Origin of the sequence: Pseudomonas sp. Root562 (genome assembly GCF_001427125.1) — a bacterium.
Classification (GTDB): Bacteria; Pseudomonadota; Gammaproteobacteria; order Pseudomonadales; family Pseudomonadaceae; genus Aquipseudomonas.
Genome location: NZ_LMGK01000012.1, coordinates 441,750 through 456,510 on the forward strand (window position 1 = coordinate 441,750; position 14,761 = coordinate 456,510).

Below are 14,761 nucleotides of genomic sequence, written 5' to 3' on the forward strand. Positions count from 1 at the left end.
ACGAGCTTCCATACGGCTAGCGTGAGTTCAACAGACTTCAGGCCACTGTGGACGTTCAGGGAGAATGCGTGATGTCAGTCATATCGTCGACAACCAGCGCTCCGGTGTCGGACGTTTCCAGCACTACGTAGGCGCTGCTGCAAAACAGCGAATTCAGACGTTTCATGTCGGCGATCAACTCCAGGTGCAACGAACTGGTCTCGAGACTTTGCACGATCTTGCGTTGCAAACGGCTGACATGAGCATGGGCCATGCGCCGCTCCTGTGCGCGAAAGCGACGTTTCTCACGGACCAATTGACGAGCGCTTTCCGGGTCGGCGCTGAGGAACACCGACAAGCCCAGGCGCAAATTGGCAATCAATTGGCTGTGCAACCCCGCCAACTCCTCCAGGCCCACCTCGGAAAACGACCGGCGTTGCGAGGTTTTCTGCTGCTGCACCTTGCGCAGCATGCGCTCGATCAGGTCACTGGCGAGCTTCAGGTTTATCGCCAATTCAATGATTTCTGCCCAGCGTCGACTGTCCTGGTCACTAAGGTCTTCGCGAGGCATTTGCGCCAGATAGAGCTTGATCGCGCTGTAGAGCGATTCCACGTCTTCCGCCAGGCGACGCACTTCCTGAGTCACCGCGGTTTGCTTGCCGTGCAACACATCGAGCATAGCTTCGAGCATGTTGTCGATCAGGTCGCCCATGCGCAGGGTTTCCCGCGCCGCATTGGCCAACGCCAGGCTCGGGGTAGCCAAGGCCGTCGGGTCGAGATGCCGTGGTTTGGCGGTGCCGTTGGCTTGCGGACGCTCCGGCAACACCCAGGCACAGAACCTCGCCATTGGCCCGACACTGGGCAACAGGATCAGGCAGCGCGCCGTGTTGTAGAGCAGGTGGAAGCCGATGACCATTTCCTGAGGGCTGAAGTCGAGGCTGTCGAGCCAATGCACCACGGGGTCGAGCACCGGAATGATCAGCACCAGGCCGATCAGTTTGTACAGCAGGCTGCCCAATGCCACCTGGCGCCCGGCGGCGTTCTGCATGCTGGTGCTGAGGAACGCCAGAATGCCGCTGCCGATGTTGGCACCGATCACCAGGCCGATGGCCACCGGCAGACTGATCACGTTCGCGCCGGCCAGGGTCGCGGTCAGCAGCACCGCCGCGAGGCTTGAATAGGAAATCATCGCGAACAGCGCACCCACCAGGGCGTCGAGCAGAATGTCGCCGGTCAGCGAGGCGAAGATTACCTTCACCCCTTGGGCATGAGTGATCGGCGTGGCCGCTTCGACGATCAGCTGCAACGCCAGGATGATCAAGCCCAAGCCGATCGCGACACGGCCCATCTGGCCCAGGCGGGTCTGTTTGCGCGAGAGAAAGAAAATCACCCCGAGGAAAATCAGCAGCGGCGACAGCCATGACAGGTCAAGAGTCAGCACCCGCGCCATCAGCGCCGTACCGACATCCGCGCCAAGCATGGTGGCCAGCGCCGGCGTCAGCGCCATCAGGCCCTGGCCGACAAATGAAGTGACCAGCATCGCGGTGGCGTTGCTGCTCTGCACCATCGCGGTGACGACGATTCCGGAAATGAACGCCAGCCAGCGTCTGGACATGTTCTGTCCGATGACATGGCGCAAGTTGGAGCCGAACACCCGCAGAATGCCGGTTCGGACGATGTGCGTGCCCCAGATCAACAAGGCCACGGCGGAGAGTAGATTGAGCAGGGTGAGCATACAGACCCCCTGTGGTGTAGCGCTCCAAAGGGAGCAAGTTGACGGTGCCGCGCGACGATCTACTTCTTCTGTACTTAAGCTGTAGTTGGCTAACGGTCTGGACGCCAGCATCGCATAGCTAAAGACGTGATTGAAACAAAACTGTCATGAAAACAGCTCCGTGCGGAAAATGAAAAAGGGACCCGAAGGTCCCCTTGTTCACTGCGTGACTGTGGCGAGGGAGCTTGCTCCCGCTGGGTCGCGTAGCGGCCCCAACCGGCAAGTCCGATACGTTTACGCCTGCTGTGCAGTCGAGCGGGAGCAAGCTCCCTCGCCACAAAAGCTCTTATCCCACAGAGCTTTGCCCTCCGGGTTACTGTCCCGGAATGTCCTTGCGCAGTTTCACCGGATCCTGCTGCTTGCGCTTTCTCGCCATCGCGGTGCGCATCTTGATGTTGATCGCTTCCACCGCCAGCGAGAACGCCATGGCAAAGTAGACGTAGCCTTTTGGCACGTGCACATCCAGGGATTCGGCAATCAGAACGGTACCGACTACCAACAGGAACGACAGCGCCAGCATTTTCAGCGATGGGTGTTTGTCGATGAACGTGCTGATGGTGCCCGAGGCCAGCATCATCACCAGAACCGCGACGACGATCGCCGCCACCATGACCGGTACATGGGACACCATGCCGACCGCGGTGATCACCGAGTCCAGCGAGAACACGATGTCGATGATCGCGATCTGGATGATGGTGTAGAGGAAGTTGCCACCCTTGCCCGAAGGTTCTTCGTTGCTTTCGTCTTCACCTTCCAGTGCGTGGTACATCTCTTGCGAGCTCTTCCACAGCAGGAACAGGCCACCAAAGAACAGGATCAGGTCACGTCCGGAAATGCCCTGGCCGAATACTTCGAACAAGTCGGCGGTGAGGCGCATGACCCAGGTGATCGACAGCAGCAACAGAATCCGCGTGATCATGGCCAGCGCCAGGCCGAAAATCCGCGTGCGCTGTTGCATGTGCTTGGGCATGCGGCTGACCAGGATCGAAATCATGATGATGTTATCGATGCCCAGGACGATTTCCAGAGCAGTCAGGGTGAAGAAGGCAACCCAGATTTCAGGGTTGGTCAGCCATTCCATGTGTATTCCTTTGAGCGATTGTTAAACCAAAACGGGCCCAGGCTTCAAAAACGAAGCCTGGACCCGGTGTGGTGAGTCTTGGGCTTATAGAGTGCTGAACAGCGGAAAAATCCCCATCAGCAATGCAGCAACCAGTATGCACATACACACCAGCACTGCCCACTTGAGGGTGAAGCGCTGGTGATCACCAAAATCGATCCCGGCCAGGGCCACCAACAAGTAAGTCGATGGTACCAGCGGGCTCAACAAGTGGACGGGCTGACCGACGATCGAGGCACGTGCCATTTCCACCGCGGTTATACCGTAATGGCTGGCGGCTTCGGCAAGTACCGGTAACACGCCGTAATAAAATGCATCGTTCGACATGAAGAATGTGAACGGCATGCTCACCAGCGCCGTTATGACTGCCAGGTACGGGCCGAGGAAATCCGGAATCACCGACAGCAGGCTTTTCGACATCGCATCGACCATACCGGTGCCCGACAGGATACCGGTGAAGATACCGGCAGCAAAGATCAGCCCGACCACCGCCAGCACGCTGCCAGCATGGGCAGCCACGCGATCCTTCTGTTGTTGCAGGCATGGGTAGTTGACGATCATCGCGATACTGAAGGCCACCATGAACAATACCGGCAACGGCAACAGGCCAGCGATCAGGGTGCACATCAGGCCCAGGGTCAGGGCGCCGTTGAACCAGATCAGCTTCGGACGACGGGCATCAGGGAATTGCGAGACGCTGATTTCACTGTGATCGATTTCATCGCCCACCAAGTGCAACTCACCCAGGCGCGCACGTTCACGCTTGCCGTAGAAGTAAGCAATCGCCAGGATCGCCACCACACCCGCCGCCATTGCCGGAATCATCGGCACGAAGATCGCCGACGGGTCCACGTGCAGCGCACTCGCGGCACGGGCGGTCGGGCCGCCCCATGGGGTCATGTTCATCACGCCACCGGCGAGGATGATCAGGCCGGCCATGATCCGCGGGCTCATGCCGATGCGGCTGTAGAGTGGCAACATGGCGGCCACGCAGATCATGTAGGTGGTCGCGCCGTCACCATCGAGGGAAACGACCAGCGCCAGTACAGCGGTGCCGACTGAAACTTTCAGCGGATCGCCCTTGACCATTTTCAGGATCTTGCGCACGGCCGGGTCGAACAGGCCGGAGTCGATCATCAGGGCGAAGTACAGAATCGCGAACATCAACATCACGCCGGTCGGCGCAAGCTTGGTGATGCCTTCGAGCATCATCGGGCCGATTTTCGGGCCGAAACCGCCAAACAAGGCGAAGACGATTGGAATGATGATCAGGGCAATCAGCGCAGACAGGCGCTTGGTCATGATCAGGAACATGAACGTGATGACCATGGCGAAGCCAAGGAAAGTCAGCATGGGAATACTCCAGGCGTAGCGCGGCTAGGGAATGGGCGAACCGGGTGGGTCAGCGCAGAACGGGAAGCACGAGACGTACGGGCGGAGTGGCGGCGAAGCGGCGGGTTTCAAAGGACATCAGGGTCACCATTGTTGTTGTTAAATGGGCTGTGCGAGCGATAAAACGCTGGCATTGGCCGACCGGTCTGTTGCCGGTAGTGGGGCGATCCTAATCGGGGAAGCTTTCAGCCAGCTTTCGGCAATGAAAGCATTGACCGGATGTGTAACCGGTCGTCGGACGGGGCCAGGACCAAAGGGCGGCCTTCGCGAGCCCCCGGCAGAACAGCACTCTGCGCAAGCACTTGCGAGGTGAAGGCGAAGGCGAAGAAACGCTCTGATCAAAAAACAGACAGATTGAGCGGACGAATGGCCCCCATCCAGATCGCATGCTCGCTGTGGTCAAGCAGATCGTCGCCGGTGTCCGGGTGCAGGAACACCACCAAGCCCTTGCGGTTGAGCGCCAGCCACGGCAGCACTTCGCCGATCAGTTGCGGTCCGAACGCCAGTTGGCAACTCCAGTCCGGATGCGGGCCGACCGGGCGTTCGTGCACGCGACCCATTTTCAGCGGGAACAATTGCGCAGCTTGCTCGCACAAGGCCCGCGCCTGATCGATGGAACTGGCATCGAAATACACGTGGGCGTGATAGCCCTTGATCCGTTGCATGGGTAATCCCTCTGAAACCCGGTAGAACCCTCACCGTTTCCCGCAGGTCGTACGCCATATACGCGGGAAAACAAGGGAGTTCAGCCATGAAGAATGCCGAGACCCCGGTGGTGAAAGTGGTGCTTTATGGTGCCATGAGTAGCCTGGGCAGTGCGCTGATGGCTGAAATGCTGCGGCGCCAACACGAAGTCATCGCGATTCTCGACGACCTGACGGCGCTGGCGCCGCGTCCGGGATTGCGCACCAAGACCGGCGATCTTTTCGCAGCTCAAAGGGTGAAACAAAGTGTGGCAGGCAGTTCGGCGGTCATTTGCTTGTTAGATGCGCCTGGCCTGCCGTTCAACAGTGAGCATGTGGAAAAATCCATCGTGCCGGGTCCGGTCGAGCAAGTGCTGGCAGTGGATGCATTGATCGAGGGCATGCAGGCGGCGGGCATTGCCCGTTTGTTCGTGGTGGGGGATTTCGAAGTACTCGATGATCCCGAATTAGAAGACGACCTGGAACGTCATGCCGCCGAAGAGATCCGCGAAGCACTGCAAAGCAGCACGTTGCATTGGACTTTGGTGAACGCGCCACGGGGAGTGGCCGGTCTGACCATCGAGCATTTCAGCCAGACTGGCGGCAACCTTGAACCGGGCCTGGCCGAACCGCTCGCACGCCTGGCCCGCACTGCCACGGGGATTGCCGATGAGCTGCAGCTGAATTTGCACATTGGTGAGCACGTCAATTTCATCGCCGCAGACAGCTAGACCGCTATGGAGGGCAGCGCCATCCCGTTCAGCGATTGCGCGCTACTGGCCTGTTCTTCCATCAACCAGTCGACGAACTGTTGAATCAACGCACCACGCCGTTTGCGTTGCGGCAGAACCACGTAATAGCCCAAGCGTGAAATCACTGTTTGTGCAATCGGGCGACACAACAAGCCTTGCGTCAGCAAGTTATCCACAAGGTGTCGCCAGCCAATGGCGACGCCCTGACCACCAATCGCGGCTTGTATCAACAGGGTGTAGTTGTCGAAGCGCAACTGGCCGGGGGCCGGGGGCGAAGTGATGCCCAATTCTCGAAACACTCCGCTCCAGTCAAACCAGTTACTGCTGTTCTCGCCGCGCAGGTGCAACAGTGGGAACTCCAACAAACACTGGGCAGGCAAGGGCAGGGCACGCTCATTCAGAAGCTGAGGGCTGCACACGGGGAATACTTCTTCGCTGAACAACCAATGGCTTTCACCCTGCTTGAAGCGGCCATCGCCGAATAACACCGCCACATCGATATCCGTACGCAGCATATTGTGGCTGCGCTCGCTGGTGACCAGGCTGACATCCACGTGCGGATTGGCCGCGTGAAAACGGTGCAGGCGCGGCATCAGCCAGTAGGCAGCAAAAGCGAAATCGGTCGCCACTTGCAACACTTCGTGTTGCTGCTGTGCGCTGATCGCACTCAAACCTGCATCGATATTCTGCAATCCAAGCTGAACTTGCTCGAAAAGGATCATTCCGGCCTCGGTCAGCTCGATACCGCGGTAAATGCGGTCGAACAGACGTGTGGCCAACTGTTCTTCCAGCCGCTTGATTTGCTGGCTGATGGCGGGTTGGGTAGTGCCCAGTTCATTGGCGGCAGCCGTGAAGCTGCGTTGACGGGCCGCGGCTTCGAACGCGCGAAGTAAATCCAGAGACAGGTCACCAAGGGCGTCATACATAAGCTGTGCTTATCCTAGTCATTGCTGCGCGTGGGCTTTACCGCAAGGTGCATGGGTTACATCCTCGATCCCAGCACTCTCGCATAAACATCCACTATGGAATGCCGCGATCACATGAAGCGCAAGAACATTCTTTTCATCATGGCCGATCAAATGGCCGCGCCAATGTTGCCGTTCTACGGCCCATCGCCCATCAAGTTGCCGAATTTGAGCCGCCTCGCCGCACAAGGCGTGGTTTTCGACGCCGCCTACTGCAACAGCCCGTTGTGCGCACCGTCGCGTTTTACCCTGGTCAGCGGCCAATTGCCGAGCAAGATCGGCGCCTACGACAACGCGGCGGATTTTCCGGCCGATGTACCGACCTATGCCCACTACCTGCGTCGACTTGGCTATCGCACCGCACTGTCAGGCAAGATGCACTTCTGCGGTCCGGATCAACTGCACGGTTACGAAGAACGTCTGACCAGCGATATCTATCCGGCCGACTACGGCTGGGCAGTGAATTGGGACGAGCCGGACGTGCGTCCGACCTGGTATCACAACATGTCGTCGGTACTGCAGGCGGGGCCGTGCGTGCGCACCAATCAACTGGATTTCGACGAAGAGGTGGTGTTCAAGGCCCAGCAATACCTGTTCGATCACATTCGCGAGGATGGCGACCAGCCGTTCTGCCTGACTGTTTCAATGACCCACCCACACGATCCGTACACCATTCCCAAAGCTTTCTGGGATCTGTACGACGATGCCGACATTCCGTTGCCAATAACACCGGACCAGCACGAACTCGATCCGCATGCCCAGCGTTTGCTCAAGGTTTACGACCTGTGGGATAAACCCTTGCCTGTGGATAAGATCCGCGATGCACGCCGTGCCTATTTCGGTGCTTGCAGCTATATCGACAGTAACGTCGGCAAACTCCTGCAAACACTCGAAGATACCGGCCTGATCGACGATACCATCATTGTCTTCTCCGGCGACCATGGCGACATGCTCGGCGAGCGCGGGCTCTGGTACAAAATGCACTGGTATGAAATGGCCGCCCGCGTGCCCCTGTTGATAAGTGCTCCCGGGCAATTCGGCGCGAGCCGTGTCAGTGCCTCGGTCTCGACCGCCGACTTGCTGCCGACCTTCGTCGAACTCGCGGGCGGCTCCTTGGAGCCAGGCCTGCCGCTCGATGGCCGCTCGTTGGTCCCACATCTGCAAGGGCAGGGCGGTCATGACGAAGTGTTTGGCGAATACATGGCAGAAGGCACCATCAGCCCGCTGATGATGATTCGCCGCGGCGCTTACAAATTCATCTACAGCGAAGACGACCCTTGCCTACTCTTCGACGTACACAATGATCCGCGCGAACTGGAAGAACTGAGCCAGTCGCCGCAGCATCGCCAGCTGTTTGACGACTTTCTCGCCGAAGCGCGGGCCAAATGGGATATTCCGGCGATCCATCAACAGGTGCTCGCAAGCCAACGGCGCCGGCGTTTCGTCGCCGATGCCCTGACCATCGGCAAGCTGAAGAGCTGGGATCACCAGCCACTGGTAGACGCCAGTCAGCAGTACATGCGTAACCATATCGACCTCGACGATCTGGAGCGTAAAGCACGTTATCCACAACCCTGCCAAAACCAATAATGTTAAGGGGAAGTCCATGCAAAGGTTATCCACAGTACTGACGGTCGGGCTCCTGGCTCTGGGCAGTGCATCGGCGTTCGCCGATCAATGCGAGACGGTGAAAATGGCCGACCCGGGCTGGAGCGACATCGCCGCGACCAACGCCATCACCGGGTTTCTCCTGGACGGCATGGGTTACAAGGCCAAAGTCGACACCCTCGCGGTGCCGATTACCTTCGGCGGGCTCAAGGACGGCCAGGTCGATGTGTTTCTGGGTAACTGGATGCCGGCGCAGCAGGGCTTCTACGACAAATTCGTCGCCACGGGCGATGTCACGCAGTTAGCGAAGAATCTCGATGGCACCGAGTTCACCCTCGCCGTTCCGGACTACGTCTGGGACGCGGGTGTGCATAACTTTGCCGACCTGAACAAACACGCCGACAAGTTTGATCGCAAAATCTACGGCATCGGTTCCGGTGCACCGGCAAACATCTCGCTGCAAGAGATCATCAAGAAAAACGATTTCGACATGGGCCAGTGGAAATTGGTCGAGTCCAGCGAGCAAGCGATGTTGGCCGAAGTGTCGCGCGCAGTGAAGAAACAGAAGTTCGTGACCTTCCTCGGCTGGACGCCGCACCCGATGAACGTGCAGCTGAAAATGCATTATCTGAAGGGCGGCGAGAAGTATTTCGGCGACACCGGCAGCGTCCACACCCTGACCCGCAAAGGTTATGCACAGGCCTGCCCTAACGTTGGGAAATTGCTGACCAACCTGACGTTCACTCAGGACATGGAAAACAGCATCATGGCCGAGGTGGTGAACAAGAAGATCAGCAATGCCGACGCCGCCAAAGCGTGGATCAAGGCCAACCCGGCGGTGCTGGATAAATGGCTGGATGGCGTGAAAACCGTGGACGGCAAGGATGCATTGCCGGCAGTCAAAGCCAAGTTGTAGAGATCCTCTGTTGATGATCGTTCCCACGCTCCGCGTGGGAATGCAGCCCGGGACGCTCTGCGTCCCTTTCGAGAGCTGGAACGCGGAGCGTCCCTTGAGGCGTTCCCACGCGGAGCGTGGGAACGATCATCCTCTGTGGCGAGGAGCTTGCTCCCGCTGGGCTGCGCAGCGGCCCTGAAACCTGCGGGCGCTTCGCACCCGAGCGCGAGCAAGCTCCCTCGCCACAAATGATTGTGCGTCCTGCTACCCTTGCGCAAACCCCCGACCGAGAGGCCCCATGGCCCTGCCAAGCCGCCATTCACTTTTTCCCTTCCTCACCTGGCTGCCCCGGCAAACCCGAGCCAGCGTCGGCCGCGACCTGATCGTCGGCCTCAGCGGTGCGATTCTTGCGTTGCCGCAATCCATTGCCTACGCACTGATCGCCGGTCTGCCACCGGAATACGGGCTGTACGCGGCTATCATCCCGGTGTTGATCGCTTGTCTTTGGGGTTCGTCGTGGCATTTGATCTGCGGTCCTACGGCCGCGATCTCCATTGTCTTGTATGCCAGCGTCAGTCCTCTGGCCGTGCCGGCGACACAGGACTACGTCACGGTGATCCTGTTGCTGACTTTCCTGGCGGGGGTATTCCAGTGGCTGCTGGGGTTGCTGCGCTTTGGCGCGCTGGTGAATTTCGTCTCCCATTCGGTGGTGCTCGGCTTTACCCTCGGTGCGGCGGTAGTGATTGCCGTCGGTCAACTACCCAATCTGCTGGGGCTGGACTTGCCGAGTCAGGCCACCGCCCTGGACAGTTTCATCACTTTATTGCGCCATCTCGGCGAAGTGGACAAGGCCTCGCTGGCGTTGGGTCTGGCGACGGTGGTGGTGGGGGTGTTCCTCAAGCTGTGGCTGCCACGTTGGCCAACGCTGTTGATCACACTGGTGCTGGGCGCATTGCTGGTCTGGCTGTGGCCAACCATGTTTGGTCATGTGCAACTGGTCAGCGCGTTCACCGGTAAGTTACCGCCCTTCAGTCCGTTGCCACTGGATCTCGATTTGATCCTGCGCCTGCTGCCCAGCGCCGTGGCCGTTGGCATGCTCGGGCTGGTGACAAGCCTGTCGATTGCCCGCTCGATCTCTGCACGTTCGCAGCAACTACTCGACGCTAACCAGGAAGTTCGCGCCCAAGGCCTGTCGAATATTGTCGGTGCGTTTTTTTCCGGATCGCTGTCAGCCGGCTCGTTCACCCGCTCCGGGTTGAGTTACGAAGCCGGGGCCTGCTCGCCGTTGGCCGGGGTTTTTTCGGCGATGTGGGTGGCGTTGTTTGCGATTTTTGGCGCAGGTTTGATTGCGCACATCCCGATCCCGGCCATGGCCGGTAGTATTCTGTTGATCGCCTGGGGCCTGGTGGACCATCGCGGCATTCGCGCGTTGTTGCGGGTGAGTCGCGCCGAGTTCGTGGTCATGGCCCTGACCTGTGTCGCCACGCTGCTGCTGGAGTTGCAGACAGCAATTTACGCTGGCGTGCTGGCGTCACTGTTTTTTTACCTCAAGCGAACGTCGCAACCGCGGGTACAACATGTACGCGACGGCGATGAAGACATTCTGCGGGTCGGCGGCTCGATTTTCTTCGGCGCCAGCCATTACCTGCAGGTGCGCCTGCAACGCATGCACGGTGCGCGCGTGGTGATCGAGGCGCAGCAGATCAATTTCATCGACTATTCAGGGGTGGAAATGCTGCATCAGGAAGCCCGGCGCTTGCTGCGCCAGGATCGCAGCCTGACCTTGCGCCAGGCGCGGCCGCAGGTGGTGGAAGAGTTGAGGAAGCTTGAGGGACCGGAGAAATGCCCGATCCGATTTGAAGATTGAACAAATTCTTGGCTAAAACACCAATCCCTGTGGCGAGGGAGCTTGCTCGCGCTCGGGAGCGAAGCGCCCGCAGATTTTAAGGGTCGCTACGCAACCCAGCAGGAGCAAGCTCCCTCGCCACAAAGAATTACAGCGCCAGTTGTCGGCGCAACTCGGCCAGCACCGGCGCAGTATCCGGACGTACACCGCGCCACAGGTAGAACGCTTCTGCCGCTTGCTCGGCCAACATCCCCAACCCGTCCATCGATACCGCTGCGCCGTGTTCGCTGGCCCAGCGGCAGAATGAAGTCGGCTCCTTGCCGTACATCATGTCGTAGCACACGGTTTTGCCTGGTTCGATCAGGCTGCTGGCGATCGGCGGAACGTCCCCTGTCAGGCTGGCAGAGGTGGCATTGATGATCAGGTCCACAGATTCCTGCAACCAGTCGTAACCGCTCGCCGAGACCGGCCCCAAATCGCAGAACAGTTCCGCCAGCAGTTCGGCCTTGTCTACGGTGCGGTTGGCGATGATCACCGACGCCGGCTGCTCGGCGAGCAAGGGCTCCAGAGCACCGCGCACAGCACCACCGGCACCGAGTAACAGGATGCGTTTGCCCTTGAGGCTGAACCCGGCGTTGACGGTCAGGTCCCGCACCAGGCCGGCGCCATCGGTGTTGTCTCCCAGCAGACTGCCATCGGCCATTTTGCTCAAGGTATTCACCGCGCCGGCCCGCTGCGCTCGCGCAGTCAGGCTATCGGCAAGGCGAAAGGCTTCTTCCTTGAACGGGACCGTCACATTCGCCCCCCGGCCTTCGAGGAAAAAAGCCCGCGCGCAGTCGGAAAAATCGTCTAAAGGCGCCAGCAATGTGCTGTAGTCGAGGCGCTGCGCGGTCTGCTCGGCGAACAGACGATGGATCAACGGTGACTTGCTATGGCCAATCGGGTTACCGAATACAACATAACGGTCCATCTACATTCCTCGTTCAGGCCTTGGCCAACCAATCGCGATCCTGCAAGAAATACTCGGTCAGGCGCGCTTCTTCGCTGCCCGGTTCGGCTTTCCAGTCGTAACCCCAACGCACTTGCGGCGGCAGGGACATCAGGATCGACTCCGTGCGACCGCCCGATTGCAGGCCGAACAGCGTGCCACGGTCATAGACCAGGTTGAACTCGACGTAACGGCCACGACGGTATTCCTGGAACTCCCGTTGTTTCGCACTGAACGTGTCGTTTTTGCGACGCTGCACGATCGGCAGGTAGGCATCGATGTATGCATCGCCGATAGCTCGCATGAACGCGAAGCTGGTGTCGAAGTCCCACTCGTTCAAGTCATCGAAAAACAGACCGCCAATGCCCCGTGGTTCGTGGCGATGCTTGATGTGGAAGTAGCTGTCGCACCAGGCCTTGTAACGCGGGTAGACGTCCGCACCGAACGGCGCGCAAGCCTGCTCGGCCACGCGGTGCCAGTGCACGCAGTCTTCTTCATTGCCGTAGTAGGGCGTCAGGTCGAAACCGCCGCCGAACCACCAGACCGGTTCTTCACCTTCTTTTTCAGCGATGAAAAAACGTACGTTGGCGTGGGAAGTCGGCACGTGCGGGTTGTGCGGATGGATCACCAGCGACACGCCGAGCGCTTCGAAGCCACGGCCGGCCAGTTCCGGACGATGGGCGCTGGCGGACGGTGGCAGGCCACTGCCAAAGACATGGGAAAAGTTGACGCCGCCCTTTTCAATGACCGTGCCGTTTTCGATCACCCGCGTACGTCCACCACCGCCGGCAGGCCGGGTCCAGGCGTCTTCGACGAAGTGCGTGCCACCGTCTTCGGCTTCCAGGGCAGCACAAATACGGTCTTGCAGGTCGAGCAGATAGGCTTTTACGGCCTCGGTGCGGGTAGTCATGGCATCACCTTGGATCGGGCAAAGCTACGCGGCGCTCCATCGGACCGGGGCCTGCGCAAATGGGCGCGTAGCATAACACCGCCGAAGTGCTCGTCGCAGTTGACGAAGATCAAGCTTAGGAGTCCGATAGGACGCTTCGCATTTACACAATCAGCATCGATCTCAGGAGAGAGCAGATGGCAAAGCGTATTCAGTTCCGTGCCCATGGCGGCCCCGAAGTGCTTGAGTATGTGGATTACCAACCCGCCGGGCCCGGCCCCAAAGAGGTCCGTGTGACCAACAAGGCCATCGGCCTGAACTTCATCGATAGCTATTACCGCAGCGGTCTCTACCCACCGCCGTCTCTGCCATCGGGGCTCGGTTCCGAAGGCGCGGGCGTGGTCGAGGCGGTCGGCAGTGACGTCACGCGGTTCAAGGTCGGCGATCGTGTCGCTTACGGCAGCGGCCCATTGGGGGCCTACAGTGACGTTCACGTCTTGCCCGAGGCCAATCTGGTTCACCTGCCGGACGCCATCAGCTTCGAGCAGGCGGCAGGAGTGATGCTCAAAGGCCTGACCGTGCAATATCTGCTGCGCCAGACCTACGAACTCAAGGGTGGCGAAACCATCCTGTTCCACGCGGCAGCGGGTGGTGTCGGCTCGTTGGCTTGCCAATGGGCCAAGGCCTTGGGCGTCAAGCTGATCGGCACCGTGAGCTCGGCGGAGAAAGCCGCGCTGGCCAAGGCCAACGGCGCCTGGGCGACCATTGATTACAGCCATGAAAACGTCGCACAACGGGTACTGGAATTGACCGACGGCAAAAAAGTCCCGGTGGTGTACGACGGCGTGGGCAAGGACACTTGGCTGACATCTCTGGACAGCGTCGGGCCTCGGGGCCTGGTGGTGAGTTTCGGCAACGCATCCGGCGCAGTGGACGGAGTCAACCTGGGGATTCTGGCGGCGAAAGGTTCGCTGTACGTAACCCGGCCGACGCTGGGCACCTACGCCAACAACGCCGAAAACCTACAGCATATGGCCGATGAACTGTTCGAGATGATCATCAGTGGCAAGTTGAAGGTGGATATCAGCCAGACGTATTCACTGGCGGATGCGGCGAAAGCGCAGACTGAATTATCGGCACGGCGTACCACGGGATCGGTGGTTCTGTTGCCTTAAGATTTTCAGCGTCTGCCAAGGCCTCATCGCTGGCAAGCCAGCTCCCACACGTACAGGGTCGGTCACAAATCATGTGAACGACCAGAATCCCGTGGGAGCTGGCTTGCCAGCGATGGGGGCGCCTCGGTCTCAGCCTGGGCGAACAACGTGCCCCGTCGCCAGATCGCGAATCACGCTCGGGTTCTTGCGCCCACCCAGCAACCCGCCGAGCACCAGGTCAACCTGCCCGCGGAAATACTGCTCGACGCGAAGCCGCGTACGAGCTGCCGGCCGGCCTTGCGGGTTGGCAGAGGTCGACACCAACGGCCCGACCAACGCACACAAATCCCGTACCAGCGGGTGATCACTCACGCGCAGCGCCACGGTTTCATGCACGCCGGTGATCCATGGCGGCAACAGGTTCTGATGCGGCACCAGCCAGGTGTTCGGCCCCGGCCAGGTGCTGGCCATGCGGTCCATCCACAGTTCAGGGAAGTCTTCGAACAGGAAATCGAACTGACGGATGTTGTCGGCCACCAGGATCAGGCCTTTATCCACTGCCCGGCCCTTGATCAGCAACAAACGCTCGACGGCCTCTTCGTCCCACGGGTCGCAACCCAGGCCCCAGACTGCTTCGGTTGGGTAGGCAATCACCGCCCCTGCGCGAACTGCTCGTGCGGCTTGCTGCACACGCCAACTGTTGACCATGAAAAACT

The 14,761-nt window shown here is 59.6% G+C and carries 13 protein-coding genes; 5 read left to right on the top strand and 8 right to left on the bottom strand.

Translation table 11 applies throughout. The features are described 5' to 3' along the window. Positions 1 to 55: 55 nt before the first annotated feature. The 4 genes from ASD60_RS12130 to ASD60_RS12145 form a co-directional block, all read right to left on the bottom strand. Positions 56 to 1,714, bottom strand: coding sequence for a Na/Pi cotransporter family protein (locus ASD60_RS12130; protein WP_056854229.1), 1,659 nt, complete (start codon positions 1,712 to 1,714; stop codon positions 56 to 58). A 352-nt stretch (positions 1,715 to 2,066) separates the two neighbouring features. Further along, the gene (locus tag ASD60_RS12135; RefSeq protein WP_056854230.1) at positions 2,067 to 2,834 is read right to left on the bottom strand and encodes a TerC family protein; all 768 of its coding nucleotides are present in this window, start codon (positions 2,832 to 2,834) and stop codon (positions 2,067 to 2,069) included. Between the two features lie 84 nt (positions 2,835 to 2,918). Continuing rightward, positions 2,919 to 4,226: a CitMHS family transporter gene (locus ASD60_RS12140; RefSeq protein ID WP_056854231.1), complete on the bottom strand. Its 1,308-nt coding sequence runs from the start codon at positions 4,224 to 4,226 to the stop codon at positions 2,919 to 2,921. Between the two features lie 377 nt (positions 4,227 to 4,603). Beyond that, positions 4,604 to 4,930: a DOPA 4,5-dioxygenase family protein gene (locus tag ASD60_RS12145; protein ID WP_056854232.1), complete on the bottom strand. Its 327-nt coding sequence runs from the start codon at positions 4,928 to 4,930 to the stop codon at positions 4,604 to 4,606. Positions 4,931 to 5,016: 86 nt separating this feature from the next. On the opposite strand from ASD60_RS12145, the gene ASD60_RS12150 reads away from it, so the two are divergent. Next, positions 5,017 to 5,679: an NAD(P)-dependent oxidoreductase gene (locus ASD60_RS12150; protein WP_056854233.1), complete on the top strand. Its 663-nt coding sequence runs from the start codon at positions 5,017 to 5,019 to the stop codon at positions 5,677 to 5,679. Here the strand turns inward: ASD60_RS12150 and ASD60_RS12155 are convergent. Beyond that, positions 5,676 to 6,626, bottom strand: coding sequence for a choline sulfate utilization transcriptional regulator (locus tag ASD60_RS12155; protein ID WP_056854234.1), 951 nt, complete (start codon positions 6,624 to 6,626; stop codon positions 5,676 to 5,678). The two genes, ASD60_RS12150 and ASD60_RS12155, sit on opposite strands and share 4 nt — an antisense overlap. A 114-nt stretch (positions 6,627 to 6,740) precedes the next feature. Between ASD60_RS12155 and betC the strand changes: the two genes are divergently transcribed. From betC to ASD60_RS12170, 3 genes are all read left to right on the top strand, one after another. After that, on the top strand, positions 6,741 to 8,255 hold the full coding sequence (gene betC / locus ASD60_RS12160) for a choline-sulfatase (RefSeq protein WP_056854235.1): 1,515 nt from the start codon (positions 6,741 to 6,743) through the stop codon (positions 8,253 to 8,255). 16 nt (positions 8,256 to 8,271) lie between these two features. Further along, positions 8,272 to 9,189 carry a choline ABC transporter substrate-binding protein gene (choX, locus tag ASD60_RS12165; RefSeq protein WP_056854236.1) on the top strand — a complete coding sequence of 306 codons (918 nt, stop codon included), beginning with the start codon at positions 8,272 to 8,274 and terminating at the stop codon, positions 9,187 to 9,189. A 277-nt stretch (positions 9,190 to 9,466) separates the two neighbouring features. Next, on the top strand, positions 9,467 to 11,035 hold the full coding sequence (locus ASD60_RS12170; protein ID WP_056854237.1) for a SulP family inorganic anion transporter: 1,569 nt from the start codon (positions 9,467 to 9,469) through the stop codon (positions 11,033 to 11,035). Between the two features lie 127 nt (positions 11,036 to 11,162). Here the strand turns inward: ASD60_RS12170 and aroE are convergent, their stop codons facing one another. Both aroE and hemF read right to left on the bottom strand, forming a co-directional pair. Beyond that, a complete protein-coding gene (aroE, locus tag ASD60_RS12175) occupies positions 11,163 to 11,984 on the bottom strand; it encodes a shikimate dehydrogenase (RefSeq protein ID WP_056854238.1) in 822 nt (273 codons plus the stop codon). Between the two features lie 13 nt (positions 11,985 to 11,997). Continuing rightward, on the bottom strand, positions 11,998 to 12,912 hold the full coding sequence (gene hemF, locus ASD60_RS12180) for an oxygen-dependent coproporphyrinogen oxidase (protein ID WP_056854239.1): 915 nt from the start codon (positions 12,910 to 12,912) through the stop codon (positions 11,998 to 12,000). A 176-nt stretch (positions 12,913 to 13,088) separates the two neighbouring features. Between hemF and ASD60_RS12185 the strand changes: the two genes are divergently transcribed. Then, on the top strand, positions 13,089 to 14,066 hold the full coding sequence (locus ASD60_RS12185) for an NADPH:quinone reductase (RefSeq protein ID WP_056854240.1): 978 nt from the start codon (positions 13,089 to 13,091) through the stop codon (positions 14,064 to 14,066). Positions 14,067 to 14,195: 129 nt separating this feature from the next. On the opposite strand, the gene ASD60_RS12190 is transcribed toward ASD60_RS12185, so the two are convergent. Beyond that, on the bottom strand, positions 14,196 to 14,753 hold the full coding sequence (locus tag ASD60_RS12190; RefSeq protein WP_056854241.1) for an L-threonylcarbamoyladenylate synthase: 558 nt from the start codon (positions 14,751 to 14,753) through the stop codon (positions 14,196 to 14,198). Between the last annotated feature and the right edge of the window lie 8 nt (positions 14,754 to 14,761).